At 57.9% G+C, this 26494-nt stretch carries 28 protein-coding genes; 11 read left to right on the plus strand and 17 right to left on the minus strand.

Features of this window, described 5'->3' with window-relative positions:
- Positions 1-6 precede the first annotated feature (6 nt).
- The 5 genes from BLR44_RS12545 (at position 7) to BLR44_RS12565 (ending at position 4476) form a co-directional block, all read left to right on the plus strand.
- The gene (locus BLR44_RS12545; RefSeq protein ID WP_089682329.1) at positions 7-639 is read left to right on the plus strand and encodes a hypothetical protein; all 633 of its coding nucleotides are present in this window, start codon (positions 7-9) and stop codon (positions 637-639) included.
- Complete coding sequence (locus BLR44_RS12550) at positions 624-1436, plus strand: sensor histidine kinase (RefSeq protein ID WP_143017257.1); 813 nt, start codon at positions 624-626, stop codon at positions 1434-1436. Before BLR44_RS12545 ends, BLR44_RS12550 begins: the two co-directional genes overlap by 16 nt.
- Positions 1437-1476: 40 nt before the next feature.
- A complete protein-coding gene (locus BLR44_RS12555) occupies positions 1477-2133 on the plus strand; it encodes a response regulator transcription factor (protein WP_089682333.1) in 657 nt (218 codons plus the stop codon).
- A 29-nt stretch (positions 2134-2162) separates the two neighbouring features.
- Positions 2163-2978 carry an alpha/beta fold hydrolase gene (locus BLR44_RS12560; protein ID WP_089682334.1) on the plus strand — a complete coding sequence of 272 codons (816 nt, stop codon included), beginning with the start codon at positions 2163-2165 and terminating at the stop codon, positions 2976-2978.
- Positions 2979-3108: 130 nt separating this feature from the next.
- The gene (locus tag BLR44_RS12565; protein ID WP_089682336.1) at positions 3109-4476 is read left to right on the plus strand and encodes a BNR repeat-containing protein; all 1368 of its coding nucleotides are present in this window, start codon (positions 3109-3111) and stop codon (positions 4474-4476) included.
- A gap of 69 nt (positions 4477-4545) precedes the next feature.
- Here BLR44_RS12565 and BLR44_RS12570 read toward each other — a convergent pair whose 3' ends face one another.
- The 6 genes from BLR44_RS12570 to BLR44_RS12595 all read right to left on the minus strand — a co-directional run bounded on the left by BLR44_RS12570 (position 4546) and on the right by BLR44_RS12595 (position 10777).
- Complete coding sequence (locus BLR44_RS12570) at positions 4546-6693, minus strand: SBBP repeat-containing protein (RefSeq protein ID WP_176956019.1); 2148 nt, start codon at positions 6691-6693, stop codon at positions 4546-4548.
- A 477-nt stretch (positions 6694-7170) separates the two neighbouring features.
- Positions 7171-8208, minus strand: a complete 1038-nt coding sequence (locus tag BLR44_RS12575; protein ID WP_089682340.1) for an LLM class flavin-dependent oxidoreductase — start codon at positions 8206-8208, stop codon at positions 7171-7173.
- Positions 8209-8221: 13 nt separating this feature from the next.
- On the minus strand, positions 8222-8821 hold the full coding sequence (locus tag BLR44_RS12580) for a glutathione peroxidase (protein ID WP_089682342.1): 600 nt from the start codon (positions 8819-8821) through the stop codon (positions 8222-8224).
- 7 nt (positions 8822-8828) lie between these two features.
- On the minus strand, positions 8829-9833 hold the full coding sequence (locus tag BLR44_RS12585) for an NADP-dependent oxidoreductase (protein ID WP_089682344.1): 1005 nt from the start codon (positions 9831-9833) through the stop codon (positions 8829-8831).
- On the minus strand, positions 9830-10276 hold the full coding sequence (locus BLR44_RS12590; RefSeq protein ID WP_089682346.1) for an organic hydroperoxide resistance protein: 447 nt from the start codon (positions 10274-10276) through the stop codon (positions 9830-9832). The genes BLR44_RS12585 and BLR44_RS12590 overlap by 4 nt, the downstream gene beginning before the upstream one ends.
- Positions 10277-10318: 42 nt before the next feature.
- Positions 10319-10777, minus strand: a complete 459-nt coding sequence (locus BLR44_RS12595) for a MarR family winged helix-turn-helix transcriptional regulator (protein ID WP_089682348.1) — start codon at positions 10775-10777, stop codon at positions 10319-10321.
- A 128-nt stretch (positions 10778-10905) separates the two neighbouring features.
- Here BLR44_RS12595 and ygiD point away from each other — a divergent pair, with 128 nt between their 5' ends.
- On the plus strand, positions 10906-11730 hold the full coding sequence (gene ygiD / locus BLR44_RS12600; RefSeq protein WP_089682839.1) for a 4,5-DOPA-extradiol-dioxygenase: 825 nt from the start codon (positions 10906-10908) through the stop codon (positions 11728-11730).
- On the opposite strand, the gene BLR44_RS12605 is transcribed toward ygiD, so the two are convergent.
- Positions 11727-12668: a diacylglycerol/lipid kinase family protein gene (locus BLR44_RS12605; protein ID WP_089682350.1), complete on the minus strand. Its 942-nt coding sequence runs from the start codon at positions 12666-12668 to the stop codon at positions 11727-11729. The genes ygiD and BLR44_RS12605 overlap by 4 nt on opposite strands.
- Before the next feature lie 258 nt (positions 12669-12926).
- On the opposite strand from BLR44_RS12605, the gene BLR44_RS12610 reads away from it, so the two are divergent.
- Positions 12927-13238 (plus strand): hypothetical protein, encoded by a 312-nt coding sequence (locus tag BLR44_RS12610; RefSeq protein ID WP_089682352.1) that lies wholly within the window; start codon positions 12927-12929, stop codon positions 13236-13238.
- 336 nt (positions 13239-13574) lie between these two features.
- On the opposite strand, the gene BLR44_RS12620 is transcribed toward BLR44_RS12610, so the two are convergent.
- Positions 13575-15566, minus strand: a complete 1992-nt coding sequence (locus BLR44_RS12620) for an OmpA family protein (RefSeq protein WP_089682354.1) — start codon at positions 15564-15566, stop codon at positions 13575-13577.
- 498 nt (positions 15567-16064) lie between these two features.
- On the minus strand, positions 16065-16691 hold the full coding sequence (locus BLR44_RS12625) for a helix-turn-helix transcriptional regulator (protein ID WP_089682356.1): 627 nt from the start codon (positions 16689-16691) through the stop codon (positions 16065-16067).
- A 102-nt stretch (positions 16692-16793) separates the two neighbouring features.
- Here BLR44_RS12625 and BLR44_RS12630 point away from each other — a divergent pair, with 102 nt between their 5' ends.
- The 4 genes from BLR44_RS12630 to BLR44_RS12645 all read left to right on the plus strand — a co-directional run bounded on the left by BLR44_RS12630 (position 16794) and on the right by BLR44_RS12645 (position 19728).
- Positions 16794-17402, plus strand: coding sequence for a superoxide dismutase (locus BLR44_RS12630; RefSeq protein WP_089682358.1), 609 nt, complete (start codon positions 16794-16796; stop codon positions 17400-17402).
- 234 nt (positions 17403-17636) lie between these two features.
- Positions 17637-18011 carry a tellurite resistance TerB family protein gene (locus BLR44_RS12635; protein ID WP_089682360.1) on the plus strand — a complete coding sequence of 125 codons (375 nt, stop codon included), beginning with the start codon at positions 17637-17639 and terminating at the stop codon, positions 18009-18011.
- A gap of 146 nt (positions 18012-18157) precedes the next feature.
- Positions 18158-19009, plus strand: coding sequence for a pirin family protein (locus BLR44_RS12640; protein WP_089682362.1), 852 nt, complete (start codon positions 18158-18160; stop codon positions 19007-19009).
- 212 nt (positions 19010-19221) lie between these two features.
- Positions 19222-19728 (plus strand): GNAT family N-acetyltransferase, encoded by a 507-nt coding sequence (locus BLR44_RS12645; RefSeq protein WP_089682364.1) that lies wholly within the window; start codon positions 19222-19224, stop codon positions 19726-19728.
- Positions 19729-19735: 7 nt separating this feature from the next.
- Here BLR44_RS12645 and BLR44_RS12650 read toward each other — a convergent pair whose 3' ends face one another.
- The 8 genes from BLR44_RS12650 to BLR44_RS12685 all read right to left on the minus strand — a co-directional run bounded on the left by BLR44_RS12650 (position 19736) and on the right by BLR44_RS12685 (position 26494).
- A complete protein-coding gene (locus BLR44_RS12650; protein WP_089682366.1) occupies positions 19736-20284 on the minus strand; it encodes a hypothetical protein in 549 nt (182 codons plus the stop codon).
- 17 nt (positions 20285-20301) lie between these two features.
- Positions 20302-21816 carry an SLC13 family permease gene (locus tag BLR44_RS12655; protein WP_089682368.1) on the minus strand — a complete coding sequence of 505 codons (1515 nt, stop codon included), beginning with the start codon at positions 21814-21816 and terminating at the stop codon, positions 20302-20304.
- 176 nt (positions 21817-21992) lie between these two features.
- Positions 21993-23282: a TRAP transporter large permease gene (locus tag BLR44_RS12660; RefSeq protein WP_089682370.1), complete on the minus strand. Its 1290-nt coding sequence runs from the start codon at positions 23280-23282 to the stop codon at positions 21993-21995.
- 81 nt (positions 23283-23363) lie between these two features.
- Complete coding sequence (locus BLR44_RS12665) at positions 23364-23765, minus strand: NUDIX hydrolase (RefSeq protein ID WP_089682372.1); 402 nt, start codon at positions 23763-23765, stop codon at positions 23364-23366.
- Position 23766: 1 nt separating this feature from the next.
- Positions 23767-24282: a TRAP transporter small permease gene (locus BLR44_RS12670; RefSeq protein ID WP_089682375.1), complete on the minus strand. Its 516-nt coding sequence runs from the start codon at positions 24280-24282 to the stop codon at positions 23767-23769.
- A 25-nt stretch (positions 24283-24307) separates the two neighbouring features.
- A complete protein-coding gene (locus BLR44_RS12675; protein ID WP_089682378.1) occupies positions 24308-25315 on the minus strand; it encodes a TRAP transporter substrate-binding protein in 1008 nt (335 codons plus the stop codon).
- A gap of 44 nt (positions 25316-25359) precedes the next feature.
- Complete coding sequence (locus BLR44_RS12680; RefSeq protein WP_089682380.1) at positions 25360-25773, minus strand: GxxExxY protein; 414 nt, start codon at positions 25771-25773, stop codon at positions 25360-25362.
- A gap of 46 nt (positions 25774-25819) precedes the next feature.
- Positions 25820-26494 carry a bifunctional 4-hydroxy-2-oxoglutarate aldolase/2-dehydro-3-deoxy-phosphogluconate aldolase gene (locus BLR44_RS12685; RefSeq protein ID WP_089682382.1) on the minus strand — a complete coding sequence of 225 codons (675 nt, stop codon included), beginning with the start codon at positions 26492-26494 and terminating at the stop codon, positions 25820-25822.

Raw genomic sequence — 26494 nt, forward strand, 5'->3', positions numbered from 1 at the left:
CCGTTTATGTCTACTGTTCTCACCTATCTTTCTTTTCTTTCTATCTTTTTCCCGCTGATAGCGGGAATTTTTTATTACGCGCAACTTGAGCAACTCCTTAAGACATTCACGCTTTTTATCATCATATCAGCCCTATTCGACACTACTCTAACCGTTACCACTGCCTACAGAGTCCCGAATCTTCCGCTTACCCACCTGTTCCTGCTGGTGAACCTGTCCTTTTTCTGTTACATCTATTACGCGCTCTTGTCCGCTAAATGGGCGCAGTATGGCCTCCTGGTACTGGCTTCTACAACTGCGCTGCTGGTCATTGCCAATGCACTGTTGTGGGGAGGATTGGCGCATTTTCCTTCTTTACCCTTAACGCTACAGAGCATTCTGCTCACCTGCCTGGCGCTCCTGTATTACTACCAGATGCTGACGCAACAAAAAATCTTGCACATTGAAAAGCATCCCTGGTTCTGGATCAATACAGGCGTGTTGATTTATTTTTCCGGAAACATTTTCCTTTTTATGCTACGGAATCGCATGATGGATGCGCATGCCACGGATTACTCGGCCTATTGGGCCATCCATTCCGTTCTCAATATCATTGCTAACACGTTATTCGGCATCGGACTACTTTGCAAGAAGACTTAATTCCTGTTCTGTTGGTCGGTACCGTGATGATGACGGTGCTGACGGTCTTTATTTTCCTGTTCGTGATTTTCTACCAGAAGCGCACCATCCGGTACCAACTGGAGCTGCAACGCCTTCAGGCAGAAAAACAACGGGAAATGCTCCAAGCTGTGCTCGACGCCCAGGAGGCCGAACGCCATCGCCTGGCCGAGGACCTGCACGACAGCGTGGGGCAGGTGTTGTCGGCCATGCGGCTCAACCTGCATAGGCTCCTGACCATGGCCGAACGCAACGAGGTGCCCCCCCCTCAGCGGGACCTGCTGTGCGACACGCGTCAACTGGCCGACGACTGCATCAACGAAATCCGCATGATCGTGCGCAACATCCTCCCGCCCCTCCTTTCGGATTTCGGGCTGTTTGAGGCGGTGCGCGAATTCGCACAGAAACAGGAATCGCTGACCGGAATGCCCGTACGCCTCCGGCTGGAAGGCTCCACCCAGCGCTACGCCGCTCACCTGGAAGTGATGGTCTACCGCATCACGCAGGAGCTGTTCAACAACGCCCTCAAACACGCGCAGGCGACGGAACTGCACCTCACGCTCGCGGCCGAACCGACCCGCATTCTGCTGACGTTCGAAGACAACGGCATCGGTTTTGAGCGCGACAAAGTCGTGGCCGGCTTTGGCCTGAAAAACCTGGAGAGCCGGGTGCAACTTCTGAACGGCTCGATGCACCTCGACAGCGCCCCGCAACGCGGCACCCGGGTGGAGATAATAATTCCCACCCCGACCGACAGCAGCTTGAATTCCAGCAAATAACCTCCTATCTTTCAGCCCAGTCCCCAATTCCCCTCCTGCCATGCCTCCCGTCCGCTTAGCCATCGCCGACGATCACCAGATTTTCCGACAAGGGCTACTCGCCTGCCTCCGCGAATGCGACGCGATCGACGTGTTGATTGAAGCCGTAAACGGCCGCGACCTGCTCGACAAGATGCAGGCCACGCCGGTCGACGTGGTGCTGATGGACATCAAAATGCCCATGATGGACGGCATGAAAGCCACCGAAGCCTTACGACAAAAGTACACCGACACGCAGGTGCTGGCCCTGTCGATGTTCGACGACGACCAGTACATCCTGAACATGATGCGGGCCGGGGCCGCCGGTTACCTCCTCAAAAACGCCGCTCCCGACGAAATCATCGAGGCCGTCACGACCGTTCAGCACAAGGGGTATTACTTTAACGACCGCGTGTCGGTCGCGCTGATCAAGAAGCTGGTCAACCCACAAGCCCTGCCCGACCCGCCACCAGCCGCGCAGGTGGACCTGAACGAACGCGAGCTGGAGGTGCTCACCCTGATCTGCCAGGAATACACCAGTGCCGAGATTGCCGACCAACTTTGCCTGAGCACCCGTACCGTGGAAGGCTACCGCACGCGCCTGTTCGAAAAGATCGGCGCCAAAAATACCGTGGGGCTGGTGATGTACGCCATTCGCAACGGCCTGATCCACGTGTGATTTCACTCCCAGCCGTCTCCTCTCCTCCTATGTTGCGCTCCCTTGTATTCTTCTGTAGCCTGGTGCTTTTGCTCGCCCCCGTTTGCCGCCTTGGGGCAACGGCACCCGACGCTACCGGGCAGTACTTCACTTCGTTCGACGGCACCCGCATTTACTACGAAGTCGCGGGCAGCGGCGCGCCCGTTCTGCTCGTCCACGGCTTCATTGTCGATGGTACTTCCTGGAAGCGGACCGCGCTTTATCAGCAATTGCTGGACGCCGGTTTCCGGGTGATCGTGCCGGACCTGCGCGGCAACGGCCAATCGGACAAACCGCATACGCCGGAAGCGTACGCGAACGATGCCGAAGCCCGCGACCTGATGGGGCTGATGAGCGCACTGGGCATTACACATTACCGGGTGGTGGGGTATTCGCGGGGCTCGATCATCACAGCACGCCTACTGGCGTTGGATACGCGCGTCGACCGGGCGGTACTGGGCGGCATGGGAGCCGCCTTTACCAAGCCGGAATGGCCCCGCCGGGAGAAGTTTTACCACGCCCTGATGGGCGAAGACGTGCCGGAACTGGCTGGCATGGTGCGGCACGTGCAGGAAGCGGGCCTGGACCAGCGGGCCCTGGCGTACCTGCAAAAAGAACAACCGTCCACCCCACCGGACGTGCTGGGCCGCGTGCAACAACCCGTGTTGGTCATTGCCGGCGATCAGGACAACGACAACGGCATTGCGGAAGAACTGGCCGCCCTGTTTCCGCATGCTCGGGCCGTGCGCGTGCCCGGCGAGCACAACCGTACCTACCACACCGAAGCTTTTGCCGAAAACGTGCTGGCGTTTTTGCAGGAAGACTGAGCATCGCGGCCGTTCGTTTAAAGAACGGATTTCCCCGCTTTCGCGCACCTTCCCGCTTTTTTGCGTATCCTTCCGGCTCTGATTTTCCTTGGTTGTGTGCCGTGACCCCGGTACGCCCTACCCACTGCCCATGAGAACCGTTCGCCACTTTCTGCCCTTTTTGTTCGCACTTCTGCTGCTAGCGCAGTGCCGCACGGCACCGCCGCTGCAAACCGCCCCGCCCACCAGCATGATTCCCATTGCGGACGGGTGGGCACGCAATTCCATCAACACCGTCATCTTCCGGCGGAACGCACTCGTCAGCCACAAAGGCATGCAGTACCTCGCGTTCTACGACCCGGAGGGCCGCGTGGTGCTGGCGCGTCGCCGACTGGGCACCGCCGACTGGGAAACGAAAACTACCCCCTATTCAGGCCACGTGGAGGACGCCCACAACGCCATCAGCCTGATGGTCGACGGCCGGGGATACCTGCACCTGTCGTGGGACCATCACAACAATGCCTTGCGCTACTGCCGCAGCGTCGAACCTAACTCCCTGGAACTGACGGAGATGATGCCGATGGTCGGCATGCAGGAAGCGCGCGTTTCGTATCCGGAGTTTCACCGCCTGCTCAACGGGGATCTGATTTTTGCGTACCGCGATGGCGCATCGGGGCAGGGTAACCTGATTTTGAACCGCTACGACGCTACACACCAAACGTGGTCGCGGCTGCACGACGTGCTGATCGACGGCGAAGGGCAACGAAATGCCTACTGGCAAATGAAAGTCGACGAGCAGAATCAATTGCACCTGTCGTGGGTCTGGCGCGAAACCAACGACGTAGCCTCTAACCACGACATGGCCTACGCCAAATCGAGCGACGGGGGCGTCACGTGGCAGAAATCGACCGGTGAAGCGTATCAATTGCCCATTACCGAAACTTCCGCCGAGTATGCATGGCGCATTCCGCAGAACAGCGAACTGATTAACCAGACGGCCATGACCGCCGACCTGGACGGGCGTCCTTACATCGCGACGTACTGGCGCGACGCGCAGGATTCCATCCCGCAATACCGCGTGATTTACCACAACGGCACCGCCTGGCAACAGTCACAGGTTTCGCAGCGCACCACGCCTTTTTCGCTGAGCGGCGCGGGTACCAAACGCATTCCGATCTCCCGTCCTCAGCTCGTCATCGACGACGACCATACGGTCTACGTCGTTTTCCGGGATGCCGAACGGGGCGACCGTGTTTCGCTGGCAGCGAGTGTCAGCCTGGCCGAGAACGAATGGGCGGTGCGCGACCTGACCGAAACGTCAGTTGGCCAATGGGAACCCTGCTACGATACGGAACTGTGGGCCGCCCAACGGGTACTGCACCTGTTTTTGCAAAAGACCGGCCAGGGCGACGGCGAGACGCTGGACGACCTGCCGCCACAGCCGGTATCCGTTCTGGAGTGGACGCCGGCTCTGACGCCTTTGGAGATCTCGCCCGCCGTACTGCCGACGGAGCCGTAACCCACGCCTGAACGAGGCATCAACAGCCCGCCACCCCACCCGAGCACGGTGGAATGGCGGGTTTCCTGTTTATTTCTCGACGACCAATTTCTGGGTCAGAACGCGGCTCGGCGTTACCAACCGCGCTAGGTAGATCCCCGCCGGATGCGCACTGGCATCCCACCGAACCTCGTAGGTCTGGTCGGTCTGCACCGCCCCGGCATACAGTTGCGTGACCTCCCGCCCCTGGGCGTCGTACACCGTCAGCGTGGCCCGTTCGTCCTGCGTCCCCTGGAAGCGCAATGTCACGTCGTCGGTAGCGGGTACGGGGTACGCCATCAGCCCATCGGCGAGAATTGCGGTACCGGACGACGGCCGCAGCAACGCCGCACTGTCGGTAATCTTGAAGAACAGCAACTTGCCGGTACCCCTTACGCCCAGCCCGTTGTCTTCGGAATACGGCGTCGCCACAACGCGGTAGTACGTAGAGCGCGGCCCCGGCACAAACGGATGGTAATCGCCGCTGTCGTCACCGGCCAGGGCATAAGGCGCTACGTTTTCCGTCCGGTAAGGATTAAAATCCAGTTCGAACAGCACGCTGCCGGTCGCGGCGTTAGCATTGGCCCGCACGTTGATCTGACTCGTGCCGAGGGCGGCGTAATCGATCGTGCTGAAATTGTACAGCGTGCCCAGGGACGCGTCGGTCGCCGCGTTAATGAGCGAGAAGTCACTGATAAAGGGCACCGCGGGCTGCGCCAGTTTCGTGAGGAAGTTGCGGTTGCTGCCGATGGAAGTGCCGCCCAACGTCAGTCCGTCGGTAAACGAATAACCCGCCAGGTAAATCCGGTCGCCGTTGTCGATCCCGATATCGCGGCTGTACTCGTCGCTGTTGCCGCCGATCTGCTTCACCCAGAACACCTCGCCGGTGTTGTAATACTTGGCGATGAACACATCGGAGCCACTCGCCACGGGCGTCAGCACGTTGTTGTCGAACGTCGCTTCGTCGATAAAATTGCCGGTCAGGTACACCCCCCCAATCGGCCCGACTTTGATGTGGGGCGGGCTGAAATCGAATGATTCGCCTACGTATTTGCCCCACAAGGCTGTGCCCGAGGCACTGTACTTGGCAATGAAAATGCTGCGAAACAACGCAGGAGCGACTTGCACCTCGATATCCCCGAAGGTGATGTTGCCGCCCGCCGTGCCAGTGATGTAGGCATTGCCCGACACATCGACGTCGACGTCGGCGCCTTCGTCGATTCGCGCATCCTGACCGGCCTGCCGTACCCACAGGGGCGTGCCGTCGGGTTCAAACTTGGCCAGATAGACGTTGCTGAGGTAAGCGTTGGTCGTCAGGGTTTTGCCGCTGCCAAAGTTGGCCGTTCCTTCGAACGAGCCCGTCACGTACAGGTAGCCATCGTACTTGTCCATCGCGACGGCGGTGCCTTCCATGTCGTGCACGATGTTGGTACCGCCGGCCTTTCGGCCCCACTGCAATGCGCCCTCGGTGTCGTATTTCAACAGAAACATGCTGGTCGAACCGCTGTTGGAGAGCACGACGTAGCCGGTTCCTTTCGGAAATTGCAACGTTCCGTTGAACCATCCCGTGACGGCCACCTCGCCCGAAAAACGATCGACGGCCAACCCCTGCGCGACGTCCGTGCCGAGGGAGGAGGTGCCGCTTTTTACCCACAGGGCGAATCCCGTCGCGTTGAATTTGGCCACGAACAGGTGCCGCCGCGTGTCGCCAGGATTGTTGAGGTAGTGTTTGAGCGTGTAGGTCGGATTGAACGTGGCCTTGCGCGTGTACTGTCCTGCGACATACACGTTGTCGTCCGCATCGACCCCAATGTCGAAGCCGTTGACCGAGCCGACCGGATCGCCCGCCTGCCGGACCCAGACCAGCGCCCCGGCGCTGGTGTACTTCGCCACGAACAGGTCGGAAGAGCCCTGGCTCGTCAGTTGTACCGGAAAATAAATGGGGAAGGTGATGCCGCCATACATCAAATACCAGGTAAAGTAGCCGAAAGTAGCCGTGCCACTGAAGGAGCCGGTCAGGTAACTGTTGCCTGCGTTGTCCACATGAATGGCTTGTTGCGTGACGTTGGACGAAAGCACTTTGGTCCAGAGATACGATTGCGCGCGGACCGGGGCGGCCCCGCCGAGTGCGGCAGCCAGGCAAAGCCCGAACAGGAGGCGCACGATGCGCCGGGAGAGCATAGACGTTACGGTTTTCATAGGAGGGAAAGATTTAGGGATAGGAAAAGACATGCTGTGGCCAGGAGATGGCACAGGAATCACCAGAGATTGTGTCAAGAAGAACTCCCGCTGCGGAGCCGGCAGGAGCAACCGTGCCACCGGGTGTGGCACTAACGTCTGAGAGTAGCCTCTGATCGCACAGGAGCGAACGATTAGAGGTAGCGAGCGCCTAAAATTCTAAAATAAATACCTCAAAACCAACCCGTTAGTCTGTAATACAGAATAAATCCTATTGCAGAGAGATCGGTACAGGCCGTTGATAAATTCCCTCGAAGGTCGGTGAGAGCCCCCTCCTCGCCTCGGTAAAGCGGTTTCCCCCTCTCCAAAATATGCTAATAATCCTTTTTCGGTCGCGATCGACGTGCGGGCACAAAAAAATCGTGGCACCACCCGGCAAGCGGGTTGCGCCACGACGTACCAAACCTTATTGTAAAACAGGTACTAACGGATTCGGACTCAGACCGCCTGGGCCACACCGGCCGGTTTGAGGTCGAACACGTCCGCCAGTAGTTCGTACGAACGCAGTCGGTCCTGGAAATCGTCGGTAATGGTGGCCAGCACCACTTCGTCGACTTCGTAACGGGCCGCCAGTTGTTCGATCTTTTCCTTCATCTGCTCGGGCGTACCGGCAATCATCCGCCCCCGGTTGAAGTGAATGCGCTGCAACTCGGGTTCGGTGTAGGGGTAATCTTTGATCTCCGCGTACGTTGGGGCACTGTCGCGCAGCCCTTTTTCCAGGTTCAGAATGCGGTGGTCCATCACGGCCAGCAGTTCCTGTACTTTTTCGTCGGTATCGGCACAAAACGCAAAGATGCCGACGTTGGCCTGCGGTTCGGGCAGCCGCTCCGAAGGCTGAAACCGGTGGCGATACGACTGCACCGCCTCGGGGCCGCCGCGTGGGTTGATGAAATGGGCAAACGAGAGCGCCATGCCGAAATGTGCCGCCAGCACACCGCTTTCCCCGCTCGAGGTCAGCATCCACAACGCCGGCACCGTGGCCGCATGCGGAATGGCCTTCACTTTTTCGAGCACGGTATCGGGCGTCACCGTATCGGTCAGAAAATCCTGTAACTCCGTCAGTTGCTGCACGAACGCCCGGGGGTCGAATTGATTCGACGGGTTCAGAAGGTGGGCCGTCAGGCGGTCTCCCCCCGGGGCGCGGCCAATGCCCAGGTCGATCCGTCCCGGCGACAGGGCTTCCAGCAAACGGAAGTTTTCGGCCACCTTCAGGGTGCTGTGGTTGGGCAGCATCACGCCCCCTGAGCCCAGCCGCAGGTGTTGGGTTTCGGCCGCCAGCCGGGCAATCAACACTTCCGGAGCCGGTCCGGCTAGGCCCGGGGTGTTGTGGTGCTCGGAAACCCAATAGCGCGTATAGCCCAGTTTGTCGGTCAGCCGCGCCAGTTGGATCGTTTCCTGTAACGCTTGTTCGGCCGTAGCCCCCCGCCGGACGGGCGACTGGTCGAGCACGCTCAGTTTTATTTTCTGCTCTTTCATGATTTCTGCGAGTTTAGACACTTCGATTTTTTTGCAACGCCTCCTGCACCTCCGGGCTGTCGGGGGCCACGGCCGGGCCGAAGTAATGCGTCAGTTGGCCTTTTTCGTCGATCAGGTACTTGCTAAAATTCCAGTCGGGAGCCTGCGGATTCCAGCCGTTTCGTTCGGGCTGCGAAAGCCACTGAAACACCGGATGCTGCTGTGGCCCCTTCACGACCTGCGCCTTCTTCATCAGCGGAAACGTTACGCCAAAATTCACCTGACAGAACTGGGCAATTTCCTGGTCGTTGCTTCGCTCCTGTTCCTTAAAATCGTTCGCCGGGAATCCCACAATGACCAGGTCGTCACGCCGCCCCTGGTAGAGCTGCTGCAAGGCCTCATACTGATTGGTGTAACCGCAGTTGGAAGCCGTGTTGACCACCAGCACCTTCTTGCCGCGGAACTGCGCAAACGGCACTTCGTTCCCCCGGTTGTCGAGGGCTTTCAGGTCGTAGAACGAGGCTGCAGGCGCGATGCGTTGCCGATTCTCCAGCACTTTCCCGTTTTTCGAACGGCGGCTCAGTTTCATGATCAGCGGATAGACCGCTTTCAAAAGGCGTTGTCGGAAATTCATAAGGTCGTTATACGTTGGCTTCTACAATCATTTTTCCCTGGTTTTTGCCGCTAAAAAGCCCCAGGAACGCAGTGGGCAATTGCTCGAACCCGGCTACGATGGTCTCGGTAAACTGAATCCGCCCTTCTTTCACCCAGCCGGTGAGGTGTTGCATGGCTTCCGGAAAGCGGTGCTGGTAATTGCTGACGATGAAGCCCTGCATCAGGACGCTGCGCTTGAGCAACAGCGGCTGCAACCGGGGACCCATCGGGACCGCGTCGGCATTGTAGAGGGCGATCTGCCCGCACAGGGGAACCCGCCCGAACGTGTTGATCTGTTGCAGGACCGCGTCAGAAATGTCGCCGCCTACGTTGTCGAAATACACGTCGACGCCTTCAGGACAGGCGGCTTTGAGGGCGGCGTTCAGGTCGGGCGTGGTCTTGTAATTGATGCCTTCGTCGAAGCCATAGTCTTTCAAAAGCCGGACTTTTTCGTCGGAACCGGCGATGCCGACCACACGACACCCCTGGATTTTGGCAATCTGCCCGACCACCAGCCCTACGGCGCCGGACGCTCCCGACACCACGACCGTTTCTCCGGCCTTCGGCTGGCCGATGTCCATCAGCCCTACATACGCCGTCAGGCCCGGCATGCCCAGCACACCGAGGTAATAGTGCGCCGGAACGCCTTCGACGTCGAGTTTCCGCAGCGCTTTGGCGGGCACCACCGCCTCCGTGGCCCAGGGCAAGGTTCCCAGCACCACATCGCCCGCTTGCAACGCTTCCGACCGGCTTTCAATTACTTTTCCGATGACTCCGCCGTTGATCGGGGCGCCGATCTGGTAGGGTGGCACGTACGATTTTGCGTCACTCATCCGGCCCCGCATGTACGGATCGACGGAATAGTACCACCCTTTTACCCGCACCTCATCCTCGACCAGGGCGGGTAACGTTACTTCTTCGACACGAAAATGAGAGGCATCGGGCGTGCCGTGGGGACGCGACGCCAGGACAATCTGCTGGACTCCACTCATGCGTTCTCGGACGTAAGTTCGTCTGTCGTGACCTGCAGGTCGACGTCGATATTACCGCGTGTCGCGTTCGAGTAAGGGCAAACCGCGTGGGCCTGCCGGACCAGGGCTTCGGCCTCGGCCGGATCGATGCCGGGGATGTTGGCTACCAGCGTGACGTGCAACCCATAGCCACCGCTGCCGTTCGGGCCAATGCCGACAGAAGCTTTTACCGAGGTCGTGCCGGTTTTTAATTTGGCTTTGCTAATGATCAGGTTCAAAGCGCTATCGAAACAGGCCGCATACCCCGCCGCAAAAAGCTGTTCGGGGTTGGTATAGGCGCCGCCGGGTCCGCCCATTTCCCGGGGTACACGGACTTCCAAATCCAATACGTTGTCCGATGAGGCGACATGGCCGTTACGGCCGCCGGTTGCCGTGGCTTCGGCGGTATAGAGTGCTTTACTCATGCTAATTATGAATGTGTGAGATTGTGAATGTGTGAATGTGAATTATCGCGCGTCTTCTTCTGTACGGTCGAGCTGGCAGGTCGCGAGGGCTTCCAGGGCACGCACGGCCTGGTCGCGTAGCGCTTCCATCTGCTCGGGCGTCATGTTGCAGCGGTGCACAAACCGTTCGGGAATGCCCTCCGCTTTTTTGCGCAGGGCAATGCCTTCGTCCGTCAGAGAAATCTCCACCACCCGTTCGTCGTGCGCGGCGCGGTGGCGTCGCAACAACCCTTTCTGTTCCAGGCGCTTCAGCAAAGGCGTCAGCGTGCCGCTATCCAGGTACAACCGGTCGCCCAGCGCTTTTACCGAGAGCGACTTCTGCTCCCAGAGTACCAGAAAGACCAAGTACTGCGGATACGTCAGGTCCAGCTCGTCCAGCAAGGGGCGGTACTGCGCCGTGATTTGCCGGGAGAGTACGTAGAGCGGAAAACAAACCTGGTGGTCAAGATTCAGAAGATCCATGATGCAAAATTAAATTGTGCACAATTAATTAAACCAGATTTCTTCCGTTTTTGTTACTCAACCGTTCAATTCTTTTACATTTCTTGAAAAATCGGGGCCAGAGCGCTCCGTTTGCAGCATAGATGGCGATGAATTCCTCCTCGTTTCGGGCGTTTGCCCAACGTTTGAAAACGGAAGCGTACGTGATGCCCGTCCTGTTTATCGGGCACGGCTCCCCCATGAACGGCATCGAAGACAATCGTTTTAGTCAACAGTGGGCGCAACTGGCCCGCGACATCCCCACGCCCAGCGCTGTGCTCTGTGTGTCGGCTCACTGGCTGACCCGGGGCACGCACATCACCGCGATGGAGCAACCGCGCACCATTCACGATTTCGGGGGCTTCCCGCGGGCGTTATTTGACGTAGAGTATCCGGCGCCCGGTAATCCGGCCCTGGCACAGGCGGTAACCGAACTGGTGAAAAAAACGCCCGTGGGGCTCGATCACGAATGGGGACTCGACCACGGTACCTGGACGGTCGTGCGGCACATGTTTCCGGAAGCGAACGTGCCGGTACTGCAACTGAGCCTGAATTACCACCAGCCGCTGGCGTACCATTACGAGCTGGCGAAAGAGTTGTATGCGTTGCGAAAAAAAGGGGTGCTGATCATCGGCAGTGGCAACATGGTGCACAACCTGCGCCTGGTGTCGTGGGAGATGATCCACGGCGGCGGGTACGACTGGGCACTGCACATCAATGAGACGTTCAAGGGGCTGATCCGCGAACGCGACCACCACGCGTTGATCCAGTACGAAAAACTGGGCAGCGAGGCACAACTCGCCATCCCCACCCCCGACCACTACCTGCCGCTACTCTACACGCTGGGCCTACAGCAGGCTGACGAAGAAGCCACCTTTTTCAATGACCAGGCCGTCGGCGGCTCACTGACCATGACGTCGGTCAAGATCGGCTAACGGGCGGGCTTGTCGACACTGGCCTTGCGGCGAGTGCTACGCCGGACCTGTTCCAGAGGAAGCATCACCGACAGGCTGGCGTGGCGGATGTTCACGTTGATTTCGGCCGGGGTGCCCACCACTTCGCCGTCGATCTGAAATTGCGACCCATCGGGATTCAGAATGCGAGCCTCCCGGCAGGTAATCACTTTGGTATAGACCGACTCGTCGATGCTGTCGCGGTACATGTGGTACAGAATGCCGATGCCGGCCGCTTTGGGAAACTCCTCCAGGATGCAGACCTCGAACTGCCCGTCGTCCACTTTGCCCTCCGGGTTGATCGTTGCGTTGGAGCCGAACATGTTGGCATTGGCGATGGTTACCATAAACGCCCGGCCTTTGTAGTGCTCGTCCGGCGTGATGACTTCGTAATGGGCCGGTTCGTAATCCATGTATTCTTTGACCGTATTCCAGGCGTAGGCCATCGGCCCGCGCTGATCTCCTTCGTCGAACCGCTTCACGATCAGCGCGTTGAACCCCAGGTCCGACAGGTGCAGCGAGGTTTGTCCGTTGATTTCCAGCGTGTCGATCGGCCGGGGTTGCCCCGAGGCCAGCACCGCAATGGCTTCGTCCAGGTCCTGCGGAATACCCAGGTCTTTCGAGAGACCGTTGCCCGACCCCATCGGAATAATGCCCAACGTTACCTCTTTTCCTACCAGTAGCGTCCCGACCATGTTGACCGTTCCGTCGCCCCCCACCGCCACCACCATGTCGGGCTGGCGTTCTTCGATGAGCTGACGCAACGCTTCTTCGTCGCCGTCGCCGCTCGTGGTGTAAATGTGGTAGTCGGACCAGTGCTGCTGCGCGAAGGTTTTAATCTGTGCGATACAGGCTTCTTTTTCCGTATCGCCCGAAATGGGGTTCAGGACCAGAATAACGCGTTGGGGTGATGCTTGCATGGATTTCTAAAAAGTTCTCAACTCCCTATACGCAGACGCCGCAAGAAAGTAGTCGTCCGTCTTTAAATCGCTGGAAAAGACCTGCTTCGTCCGTAGGCCGAGAGGCTGATCCGGGCTATTCACCACCAATCGATTTTTCATGCCGACCGCGTAGCAAATCCCGCCACTCATACAAAAGCTATCTTGATAGATAGCATTACTATCATACCTTTGAGTCATACTTAAAAACAAAACCCAAGAACTAAACGAACCATACCCATGAAAACGCGCATCTTCACCTTCGCCCTGGCCTTGTCCTTGATCGGTATTCAGACCAGCCACGCTACTTCGGTCGATCCGGAAAAGAAAAAGAAAGACACCACCGCCACTGCCGCCACCGAGCAAGCACAGCCCAGCACCATCAAGGTATACGACCTTGCCGGCGACCTGCAATTTGAGGGCACAGAACTGGTAAACCTGCCCGAAAAAAGCGAGTTTCTGTTCTCGTACGAAGGCGTTTCCTACTACATTCTGGATGAAGTCTATCAAGCACCGAACGCCGTGCAAATCGCCCAGAAACCCGATAAATAACGCTCCCCTCCGGCTCTTTCGCTCAGCAGCGGCAATTCCCCATGGTTGCCGCTTTTTTTGTGCAATAGAGAGTAAGGAAAGCCCGTGCGGCTGGCTCAAAGACCAAGTTGGGCTATCGTGGCAGGTGGTTCCCACCGCGTTGTTCGAACTCCCGCAGGACCGGATGCCGAGATGGTGCAACGCGTTACGCAAGCCCTGAGGCAGATGAAGAAGATCGACTTTCCGGCGTTGCAACAGGCGTCTGCCGGCGAACCGGTGGGGTGATGTGGTAAAAAAGCGTTCTGTGTGTGACGGGCGGTTCGGCCTCGGGGCATACGCAGCAGGCGCTTCGTTTTTTTAGTCTACCTCCAGCACAATGAACTCGACCCGGCGGTTCTGCTGACGCCCCGCCTCGGTGTCGTTCCCTACCAGCGGACGTGTCTCGCCGTAGCCGATGCTTTGCAGATTGGCTTCGGTCACGCCCTGCTTGAGTAGGTAGGCACGCACGGCGGCCGCCCGTTGTTTGCTCAACTGTTGGTTGTACGCGTCGGCACCCTGGCTGTCGGTATGGCCCGCAATTTCGACACTGATCTTCGGATTGGTCTTGAGGATGCGGGCCAGTTGGTTCAGTTCGACGAACGACTCGGGCCGCAGTTCATATTTGTCCGTCTCGAAATAGATGTTCCGCAGGGTGATTTTCGCGCCCTTCTCAATCGGCACCAGTTCCAGATCGACGGTTTTCTCGGTGTATTGGCTGATGTTGCGCAGGTCCAGATTCTGGTACACCGACAGGTAGCCTTCCTCCTGCGCGGAAAATCCGTAGCTGTCTTCGGCCGGCAACACGATGCTGTACGCACCGGTCTGGGGATCAGAAGCGGCACGGCCCATTTCCTGCCCGTCCTGGAGTGAGTAGTAACTGATGTCGGTCGCCAGCGGCAGGCCGGTTTTCTGGTCGGACACCACGCCCGATACCAGCACGATGGGTTGCGGCCGCAGGGCCTGCGGCAGCGGGGCCCGGAAAATGTCCGCGCCGTTTTCCTTGACATCGTACGACACGTAATAGGCGTAGGCGCCGTCGGCCGTAATGGTGTAGTAGGCGTTCCAGGCCGCCGAGTTGATGGACGGCCCCAGGTTGACCGGCTCGCTCCACTCGGCCCAGCCGTCGCCCAGCCGCCGCGTCATGAACATGTCTTTACTTCCGTAGCCGGGCAGGCCGCTGGTGGCGTAGTACAGCGTACGGTTGTCGGAGGCCAGAAAGGGCGACGATTCATCGTCGGCGGTGTTCACCACCGGACCCAGGTTGACGGGGGCCGACCAGTGGCCGTTTTCCTGTTTCAGCGAGTAATACATGTCTTTTCCGGCCACGCCATCTTTCCGCTGCACGGTCATGATGATCACGTCGCCCGAGTTGGCCAGAGAGTACTCACCGTATTTGCTGTCGTTGTAATAATCGTCGATTTCGACGGGCTGCGGAAATCCCCACCCGTCGGCCTGTTTCCGCGAAATGGAGATGCCGTTTTCGGTAGTGCCGTCTTCTTTGTAGCGGTTGAGCAACAGCAGTGACTGGCCGTCGGGCGTCACCGATAAAACCGCGTTGTTGGCGGCTGTGTTGAGCGGAGCCGGCGCGTATTCGCTCTTTTCGAAGGTTCCGTTTTTGTAATTGGATTTCCAGATCTCCTGATTTTTTCCTTTCTCCTGCCGCACGAAGTAGAGCGTAGCGCCGTCGGGAGAAATGACGGGCAGCAACTCCTCCACCCCCGAGTTGATGTGGTCACCCAGGTGTTCGGGTTGCAGCGCGGGAAGTTGCGCCGGCAGATTGATTGCGATCTGGTACGCCTCCTGGTGATCGGCAATGCCAATGGCATCGATCTGGTTGTAGTCGGGCACCGCTCCGGCATTCAGTTCGACCCGCACGGCATGCACGTCGAATCCGGTCCGTTCGCATCGGATCGTCAGCAACCGGCCGCCCTCTATTTTGGCGGGATTGGGCTCATAAAATACTTCCACGGACTTGCCCTTCTCGTCTTTCACGAACACGCGCGTAATGGCCCCTGCGTTCAGGTTTTCGTTGATGAAGATCTGCTGCACCGGTTGCGGATGCGCAAACCCGACTTCGATAAATTCGGTAGCGGTCGAGTTTTTGTTGGTGAACGTCCAGGCACACCCCGACGCGCCGAAGTTGGGCATCACACTGGGTGCCCCCAATGCCTGCGTGGCGTGGTATTGCCCCGGCTTGTCTTTGTACACAAACTCTGAGGAAAAAGCGATAACGCGGCTGGCCCACTGCACGGGCTGCGCTACCGCGAGGGTTGACCACAACCCGGCGACTACGAAAAGAAGGATACGCATGATACGAACGACTAGAACCTAGAACCTCCGCGCGCAGGCCTCACGACACATACGCTCGGGTTTGTACTTTTCTGATGAAACACCAAGATGGGCAAAAAGACAGGTTTCGCCACACCCACCGCCAACGGCCCATGTAAGGCAAGACGGCGGCCCGAAACCACCACACGCACTTTTGACGATTTCAAGAAGGAGTTTTCTGCACTGTGCGTGCAACCTCACCAGCGAAAGCCTAGCAGGCTCATCAGTGAACAGAGGCGGGGTAGTCACGACACGCGGCACACCGCACCCGGCGTCACAGGAAAAGTAACCAGCAGACGAAAGATGCCTCCGCCGCATGAACGGAGCTGCATTTGCGCATCGCGAGCGGACGGATGCCCCGCGGTACGTGTTGGTGCACCACAACACCAGACACTACTGACGCGCGTGCTTTTTTCGGTCGATCTTCCGTCGTGCAAGTCGCTTGAGAAAGGAGGCAACAACGCCTCAACGCACGCGGGCTTAACGGGGCATTTCCTGACGCCGGATGCGGTAGGCACACCGTCGCCCGCCCTGCATCAGGTGCTCGACCCGCTCGACCCGCACGCCCTCGCCCAGCAGATCACGGAAAGTATTGAGTTCTGAACGACAAAATCCCTGGCAGTGCGTAGCCGCCGCGCAGATGGGACAGTGGTTTTCGATCAGCAGAAAAGCGTCTTCTTCTTCCTGTACTTCGGCCATGTAGCCCTCCCGGTTGCGCGCCTCGGCCAGGGCCATCACCTGACTTCTCAGGTCCGCCTTGCCTTGCAGGGTGGTCCGGTACCGCTGGTGAATGGCGTGCTCGCGGGCTTCGATTACTTTGTCGAGCGCTGCCTCACCCAACACACGTTTGATCGACTCGATCAGTTGCAGCGTCAGGTCCGCGTGCGTATCCGGAAAACGGGCGTGTCCGGCGGCGGTCAGGCTGAACCACTGCCGCGGCCGCCCTACCCCTTTCGTTTCCATAGCCACTTTCACCAAGTCGGCTTCCACCAACTGATGGAGTTGCAGGCGGGCCCCTTCGCCCGTCATGCCCAGTTCCTGTGCCAGTCCCGGAATGGTCATCGCGCCACGTGTCTTCAATAAAAGCAGGATCTGTTCGGTTCGCATCGGAAAAAAATCAATATTACAAGTAACCACTTGTTTAATTATTCGTAAATAGCGGTAACAAGGTTTTGAAATCCTTTTTTCTAACTTAAAATATACAAGATTATGGCTTTTGAATTGCCCTCCCTCCCCTATGCGTACGATGCACTCGAACCCCACATCGACGCTAAAACCATGGAAATTCACCACACCAAGCACCACGGCGGCTACACCACGAAGCTGAACGGTGCGTTGGAAGGAACCGACGGTGCCTCGAAATCGATCGAAGACATCCTGAAAAATATTTCGCAGTACTCAGGTGCGGTGCGCAACAACGGCGGTGGCTACTACAACCACGCGTTGTTCTGGCCGACCCTTTCGCCCAACGGCGGAGGTCAGCCCAGCGGTAAACTCGCCGACGCCATCAACGCGGCCTTCGGCTCGTTCGACGAGTTCAAAAAGAAATTTGACGACGCCGCCGCTACCCGTTTCGGGTCCGGCTGGGCGTGGCTGATCGTGGACGGCAGCGGCAAACTGGCCGTGACGTCGACGGCGAACCAGGACAATCCGCTGATGGACATCGCCGAGACCAAAGGCACACCGATCCTGGGACTGGACGTGTGGGAACACGCCTATTACCTGAACTACCAGAACCGTCGCCCCGATTACATCAGCGCGTTCTGGAACATCGTTAACTGGGATCAGGTCACGAAGAACTACGAAGCCGCCCTTTAATCTGTAGGCGAATCGCATTATACAAAGGCGGCGGTAGCTTTCTGCGGAAAGTGATCGCCGCTTTTTTCATATCTGTGTCTTGCCGACGGCCGTGCCCAGCTTATCCAGCAAAAATTCCGGGAATCGTGCTGATGGTGAGCGACTTATTCGGGGGTGTAACCAATCCTCCTTTTTTCAATTGAAAAGCGGCTCGTTTGTCTGCATCTTCCCGTTTCACTAAATCACGTTTGACGCATGACAGACAAAGAGAAATTATACGAGACCCTGGGCGAGTTGATGTTTGCGGTGGCCATGGCCGACGGTATGATTCAAGACGCCGAAATGAAGACCATGCACCAGATTCTCGACCGCCACCCCTGGGCTTCTACCATCCGATGGTCGTTCGACTACGAGCGGGCCAAACAGAGTTCGGTGGAAGAAAATTACCAGAAAGCGATTGCGGTGTGCCATCGTCACGGACCGGCACCAGAGTATCATGAGTTTATCGACGTGATGCAGAAAATTGCCGAAGCGAACGGCACGGTAGCCCCGGAAGAAGCGCACCTCATCCAGTCGTTTTCTCACGACCTGACCGAACGTTTTCGGAGAGACTTGGAGCGATTCCTCTAACCTATCATCAGAAAGAAGCCTGAAAAAGGCTTCTTCTTTTTCATACCCTTCACGCCGCCGGATGGCCACCTCGCGTGGCGTCCACAGCAAAAACCTTCTTGAACGCGGCAGCGTTGTTCAGAAGCAATCCAATTTTTTAAGATACCATGCGCAGTTTCAAAAAAATACACGACGCCGAATACCGGCCCATTGCCGATTTGGTCACCTACTCGCCCCTCCCGACCATGTCGCTGGAAATGATCGACCCTTTTCTGTTTCTGAACCACCACGGTCCGCAGACCTACCCGTCGCACAACCGGGGACTTCCGTTCGGACCGCACCCGCACCGGGGCATGGAAACCGTCACCTTCATCCTCGACGGAGACATCATGCACAAAGATTCCGGGGGCCACGAGAGTGTGATCAACGCTGGGGGCGTCCAGTGGATGACGGCCGGGAAAGGGCTGATCCACGCGGAAGTCTCGTCCGATCAGTTCAAAAAACAGGGCGGTCCGCTGGAGATTCTGCAACTGTGGTTGAACCTGCCGGCCAAGCTCAAAATGGTGAAGCCGCGCTACATTGGCCTGCAAGCCGACCAGATTCCCCACATTCCGCTGGCCAACGGAAGCATTACCCTGAACTTGGTCGCCGGGGCATGGGAAGGCCAGGTCGGCGCGTTCGATCCGACCACGGAGCTGTTCCTCAGCACCATCGATTTTAAGAAGCTTTCGGAACTTACGCTCCGGGTCCCGACCGACCACAACGTCTTTTTCTACGTGATCCGCGGGAAACTCCTGGTGAACCAGCAAAACGTAGAGGCCTGCCAGCTCGTCGAGTTCGAGAACGATGCGGAAGAAATCCACGTGCAGGCACTGGACGAAAGCATCCTCCTGTTCGGGCACGCCCGCCCCTTCAACGAACCCGTCGTCGCACAGGGACCCTTCGTGATGAACACGGAAGCGGAAATCATGGAAGCGTATCAGGACTACCGGCAGGGAAAATTCGGCACGTGGCAGTAGGAGGAAGGTGTGAAGTGGTGGTGAGGTGAGGTGGCGAATTTCATTACGAATTGCACAGTATACATTACGCCCTCTCTCCTTCAGTTGATAGCCGGGACGCGTAGTCCGGGATGCGTCGGCTGAAGTCAGTAGAGTTATTACTTTTAAGACTACCTCAATCACCGTAATTCACCTCCACTCAACTCGTTCTAAACCACTTACGCTCTCAACGGATGGCCTTTTTGCTGGAGAATGACATCATCGGACTTCGTGAGGCGGAGCCGTCCGAGCTGGATTGGCTGATGATGTGGGGAGAGCACCCGGATAACCGACCGTTTGTGCTGCCCTACGACCGCCCCCGGTGGGAGCAGGCGCTGCATGCCCCCGATGAATTGCTGGTGATGATCGTGCAGAAGGCTACCGGACAGGCCGTAGGCTTCGTGTTGCTGGCAGGCCTTACCAATTCCCACCGCGCGTTGGAGTTGCGGCGCGTCATTATCGCGGAGAAAGGGCTGGGCGTGGGAAGGCAGGTGATTCGCCTCCTCAAAACCTACTGCTTCGAAATCCTCCGGTTTCACCGCTTCTGGCTCGACGTGTATCCGTTCAACGAGCGGGCACTCCACTTGTACCGCACCGAAGGTTTTCAGTGGGAAGGCACCCTGCGGGACAGCATCCTCCGGGACGGGCAGTATTTCTCACTGCACGTATTTTCGATGTTGGCGACGGAATATGTACTGTAAAATAAATTTACACGCGCTTTGCGATCTGCCGTTCTTGCTGCAACGCCAACAGTGCCGCTCTGGCTTCAGGAACGAGATCAGTCGCCAGTCGCCGTTCGATTTCCTGATCCGACAAGTGCTCAAATCTCGCTTTAAAAACCTGAGTCTGGTACTGTTTCTGCTGCGTTGCTTCGTGAGGTGTACGGCCGAGGCTACTTTGGTACAACCGCAGCATTTTGTGGCGTCGTTTGCTCACCAGCAGGATTAACAATCCCAGCGAAAGCACTTGAATACCGGGCGCTACCAGTCCTGAGATACCGAATTGAAATACCACGTTGATGAAGTAGGCAAAGGAAACGAGGTTGAAGAGTCCCGGCAGCAACAAAAGCAAAAGTGCGATCAGTAACTTGGGGGGGTTAAGAAAAGCAGTCAGCGTTACGATTATCAGGCCAAGAAGTCCCAGGTAATCAGACAAATACAGTTGATACTGCAGTACCAAAGCCGCTGTGTACGTCAACAATGCGATCCCCCATAGGAATGCGAGTATACGCCATTCGAGCGTTAAGAAGTTTTTCATACGCCTTTTCAAGTTGATCACTGTCCCCCCTGCACAGACCGAAAGGCGTTAGGATACTGTAGTAAATCCAGGTTCCAGACGACGGGCAACAGCAGGTAGATCAGGGCGACGATGAGGAGCACGGAAGCGAGGTTTAGCCAGATGCCCGCGCGCACCATGTCCTGCATGCGGATGTGGCCGGAAGCAAACACGATGGCGTTGGGCGGCGTGGCGACCGGCAGCATGAACGCACACGACGACGCCACGCACGCACCGATCATCAGGCCGTAAGGATGTACGCCGATGGCCTGCGAGAGCGCCGCCATCACCGGCAGAATCATGGTGGCGGTAGCGACGTTGGAGGTAATCTCGGTCAGGAAGTTGACCATCAGGGTGACGGTCAGCAGGATCAACAGGAACGGAATGCCTTCCAGAACGGTCAGTCGGGTGCCGAGCCAGTCAGCCAGGCCGGTTTGCTGAAAACCGTCGGCAATGGCCAGTCCTCCGCCGAACAGCAGCAGAATGCCCCACGGCAGCGCGGACGCATCGCTCCAGTCCAGCAGCCGGTCCGAAGGGGTCGACGGGTCAGCAGCGTTTTTCGTGGAAGGCGCGGGAATCAGAAACAGGACACACGCCCCGCCGATGGCGATGACGGTATCGTTAATGCCAGGAAAAAGCTTCGCGAGCAGAAACGTACGGCTGATCCAGGCGGCCGCCATCCCCACAAATACCCAAAAGACGCGCCGCTCTTCCGGCGACATGGCCCCGAGGGCGGCTTTCTCACGTCGGATTTCCTGTCCGGCCTGCGCCAATCCCCGCTGCGCCAGGGGAAACGCCACCCGCACCAGGTACGCCCAACAGAACAGCAACAGCAGCGCCGCCAGCGGCATGCCGAACAGCAGCCACTGGGCAAAGGTGATTTCGACCCGAAAGAACCGCTGGACCATGCCCGCCAGGATGGCGTTGCCCGGCGTTCCGATGATGGTCCCCAGGCCGCCGATCGAAGCCCCGTAGGCAATGCCCAGCAGCAAGGCTCGCGCAAAGCGGCTCCCCTCCTCGCCCGATCCCCAGTAATTTTTCAACTGACTGATCACCGCCAGCCCGATGGGCGTCATCATCATGGCCGTCGCCGTATTCGAAATCCAGCACGACAGAAAGCCCGTCGCCAGCATGAAGCCCAGCACCACCCGCCGGGGCTGCGTGCCGACCGCGGACACGATGGTCAGGGCAATGCGCCGGTGCAGGTTCCACTTTTCCATCGCCAGGGCCAGCACAAATCCTCCCAGAAAGAGAAAGATGATGTCGTCGCCATAGGCCGAGGCCGTCGATCCTTTCGGGACCGCTTCGGTCAGGGGAAACAGCACCAGCGGCAGTAGCGACGTGGCGGGAATGGGGACGGGTTCGGTAATCCACCAGACGGCAATCCAGGCCGTGACGGCCAGCACGGCACGCGCCTCTTCCGTCATGCCTTCCGGATGCAGCCACAGCAGTACTCCAACAAATAAAAGCGGACCGAGAAGCAGGAAAAACGTGCGGCGAAGCGTAAGCGACATGGAAGGTGGTTAGCGGTTAGTTGCGTTTAAAGTTCAGCGCGTAAAGCAAGGGAACATCTGTGTAGTTACCACTTTGCGCCTGAACTTAAACTTTTTACGCTATATCCCCCACGCCATTCTCTTCTTCTGTGTTTCCCACACGTCGCTCAACTCAACGCCCTGTGCTTGGTTTCTGATCAAAAGCCGAAAACCTGCGGCAGCCAGAGGCTGATTTCCGGAATGTAGGTGACCAGCATCAGGGCGGCGATCATGGCCAGGAAGATCGGCAAGAGTGGTTTGATGACCTTGTCGATGCTGACGTTCGCGACGCTACACCCGATGAACAGCACCGACCCCACCGGCGGGGTGCACAGCCCGATGCAGAGGTTCAGCACCATCACGATGCCGAAGTGGACGGGGTTCATGCCCAGTTCCTGCACGACGGGCAAAAAGATCGGCGTGAAGATGAGTACGGCGGGCGTCATGTCCATGAAAATGCCGACGAAGAGCAGAATCAGGTTGATGATGAGCAGCACGACGATTTTGTTATCGCTCACGTTGAGCAGTACCTCCGTGACACTCTGCGGAATGTTTTCGTACGACATGGCCCACGACATGCCGATGGACGTGCCGATGAGCAGCATAACGATGGCCGTGGTCGAGACAGTTTCCAGCAGAATGGAAGGCAGGTCTTTCACTTTCACCTCACGGTAGATCAGCATCGACAGCACCAGCGTGTAGAGCACCGCCACGGCCGAGGCTTCGGTCGCCGTAAAGATGCCCGCCACAATGCCGCCGATCACCACGACCAACAGCAGCAGACTCGGTAGTGCTTCCAGGAATTTGCGCGCGGCGTAACCCAGAGAAAAGCGGTCGCCCACCGGGAATTTTTTGCGGTAGGCCCAGATGCCCGCCACGATCATAATGAACAACCCCGCCAGAATCCCGGGCACATACCCCGCCAGAAACAGGGCCGCGATGGACACCCCGCCGCTTGCCAGCGAGTAGACGATCAGCACGTTGCTGGGCGGAATCACCAGTCCGGTTGTGGCCGACGTCACGTTGACGGCCGCGCTGAACTGCGGCGAATATCCTTCTTTCACCATCCGGCTGTTCATAAAGCCACCGATGGCCGAGGCCGCCGCCGCTGCCGAACCTGAAATGGCGCCGAACAGCATACAGGCCAGGATGTTCACGTAGGCCAACCCGCCCGGAAACATGCCCACCAGCGACTTGGCAAAGTCGATCAGGCGGGCCGCAATGCCCCCCCGGTTCATCAGTTGCCCCGCCAGGACAAAAAACGGAATCGCCAGCAGCGCAAAACTGTCCAGCCCGGTCGCCATCCGCTGCGCCAACGTCGTGAAAGCGGGCAGCGAATCGATGCTGACCAGCAACGTGAGCATGGTGGAAACGCCGATGCTGAACGCGACGGGCACACCGATGGCCAGAAGAATGACGAAACTGACAACAAGCACAAAAATTTCCATGTGGGGATTGGGATTTGGGTAATGGGGTAATGTATGGTTAGATCCGCCTTCTCCGAGGGGATCTAGATGCGATAATATCCATCAGAGCAGTTCGCCGCGCTCTTTCAGATAGGCGAAAATCTTTTTGTCTACGTGCGAAACCAGGTCGAGGTCGGCGTAAGTCAACCACCGCAACTCTTCAATTTCGTTGCTGGCGGCCAGCTCGCCTTCGTACTGCGCCCGGTAACAGGTCATTTTCACCATCACACCGACCGGCTTTCCGTCTGCCTGCGCGGTGAAGGTGCCCACGTAGTCGATGGTCGACGGGATCAGGGTAACGGTCAGTTCCTCTTGCACTTCGCGGATCAGCGTTTCTTCGTCCGTCTCGTCGGCATCACGCTTGCCGCCGGGAATGTAAAATTTCGCCTTTCCCCGGGAGCGCGTGCCCAGAATTTGCCCGTCCTTCAGGTAGAGGTAAGCGATTTTGTCAATTTCTTGTGTCATGTCACCGAACGGGTTCCGGGTCATCGTCCAGCATGTCGCCCTGGTGCTCTGCCGGGAAGGCCGCTTCCATCAGACTGACCACGCTGTAATAAATAATGAGCAGACCACTGAGGGGCAACACGGCATAGACGTAGCCCAACGGTACGCCCAACGCGGGCGAGTGCTGATCGAGGTACAGGGTGATGTAGACGAGGTTGATGCCGCCGATCACCATGACCAGCAGTGCGAATACAATGACGATGGAGTTGATGATGAGGCTCAGGCGACGCTTCCCGGCCGGTGAGGCTTTTTGCGGGACGATGTCGATGGCCAGGTGCATGCGCTGTCCGGCGGCGTAGGCGGCCCCCAGCGTACCCACCCAGATCAGCAGGTAGCGGGCCAGTTCATCGGTAAATGCGCTCGGGCGTCCGACGACGTAGCGCGAAGCGACCTGCCAGAGGACGTTGATGGTCATCGTGGCCATGAGAATAACAAGGACAATCCCAAGGACGCGATCGACGTGGCGGCGAAATTTCATTGATGCAGAAATGCGGTTCAGGTGGTTACAATTGAGGTGATCCGGGGTTGTCGGTCTCGACCGCCCGGATGCGCTGCACCAGATCGTACAGCGTGGGGTCGTTTTTCAGGGCGTCGTACAACGGCTGCACTTTCTCTTCGAACGGTTTTTTGTCCGGATAAATAATCTCCACCCCCGCTTTCTGCACTTCCCGCAGCGATTCCTCTTCCGACTCGGCCCATAGCCTCCGCTCTTCCGGCACCGAGGCGTCGACAGCGGCCTGCAACCATTCCTGTTCTTCCGGACTTAGTTTGTTCCAGACTTTGGTACCGATCAGCAGCACGTCGGGCAGGGCCGTATGCTCGTCGAGCGAATAGTATTTACACACTTCGTAGTGGCGCGAGGAGTAGAAGCTCGGCGGGTTGTTCTCCGCGCCATCGACCACCCCCTGTTGCAGCGAGGTGTACAGCTCGCCGTACGACATCGGCGTGGGCGAACCGCCCATGATGCTGACCATGGCCTGGGCCGTGGGGCTTTCCATCACGCGGATCTTCAACCCCTGCAAATCGGCCGGGGTGTTGATCGGGCGATCTTTCATGTAAAAGCTGCGGCTCCCGGCATCGTAGAAGCACAGGCCGCGCAGCCAGTAATTTTCGCCGTCGCGCAGAATCTCTTCGCCAATGGGTCCGTCCTGCACGGCAAACTGGTGGGCCCGGTCGCGGAACAGGTACGGCAGCCCCAGCACCCGAAACTTGGGCGAGAAGCTTTCCATCACCCCGGCCGAGACTTTGGTCATGTCGAGGCTCCCGATCTGGAGAAGTTCGAGGGCCTCCCGCTCGGAGCCGAGTTGCTGGCTGGGGTAAATTTCGAGGGTCATCTTCCCGCCCGATACCTGTTCCAGCTGCTGCTTCATGTAGACCATGCCTTTGTGGACGGGGTGCGTCACGTCCAGGCCATGCGCCAGTTTCAGGACGCGCGTCTGGCGGGCCTCTTCACACGAAGCGAACAAGAGGAAACTAAAGACGAGAAGAAATGCGGTGGCGTTGATTTTCATAAAAAATGGTTTTACCACTAAGACGGTAAGAACACCAAGTAGCACTAAGACAAAGGCAAGCTCGAAAAGGCGTCTGTCACCAGCGGCACCAGGCTCTTGGTAATGTTTTCAGCGTGAAAGTTAATCAATAGACCTTTGGGCATCCCGGTTAATTTCAGATACGATAGCAACTGCGCTTTGTAGAGCGGAATGATGGTTTCTACCGCTTTCAACTCCACAATCACGGTTTCCTCGACTACAATATCCAATCGCAGGGCACCACCCAATTCCCGCCCTTTATACTGCACAGGCACTTGTACCTGAGAATTATAAGATAAGTGGCGACGCGACAACTCCTCCAGCATACACAATTCGTACACCGACTCCAGCAATCCCGGCCCGAGGTGTTTGTGTACCTCAATCGCACAACCTACTACGTCGAATGCGAGCTGATTGACCGATTGCTGTGTAAGTCTCATCCCTGAGTGCCGCTTCGTGCCCTTACTTCCTTAGTGGTGAAGGTATTTACTTCTTCTTCACGCGCTGCACGATGGCCATGGCTTCACGGACGCCGGCGGCCAGTTCCTCCCACTTGCCCTCTTTGATCAGGTTGGTCGGGAACAGCTTAGACCCCATGCCCACGCAAGCCACGCCCGCGTCGAACCAGGGCTTCAGGTTTTCTTCCGTCGGCTCTACCCCACCCGTCGGCATGATGCTCGTCCAGGGGCAGGGGCCTTTCACGGCCTTCACGAATTCGGGACCGCCGACCTGCGTGGCCGGGAAAATCTTCACGACTTCGGCACCGAGTTCTTCCGCGTAGTTGATCTCCGACAGGGAGCCGCAGCCCGGTGACCAGAGGATCTTGCGGCTGTTGCAGACCTTCGCCATGTCGGGTTTCAGGACCGGCGACACGATGAAGCTCGCGCCCAGCTGAATGTACAGCGAAGCCGTGCCCGCATCGACCACCGAGCCCACGCCCAGCATCATCTCGGGCGTTTCTTTCGCCGCCCATTTGTTCAGTTCGCCGAACGTTTCGTGGGCGAAGTCGCCGCGGTTGGTAAACTCAAAAACGCGTACGCCGCCGTCGTAACAGGCTTTGAGTACGTTCTTGCAGGTTGCTAAATCAGCGTTATAAAAAACGGGCACCATGCCGGTCTCGGCCATTTTGAGTGCCACTTGTATGCGTGTAAATCGAGACAT

This window comes from Catalinimonas alkaloidigena (assembly GCF_900100765.1).
Lineage (GTDB): Bacteria > Bacteroidota > Bacteroidia > Cytophagales > Flexibacteraceae > Mooreia > Mooreia alkaloidigena.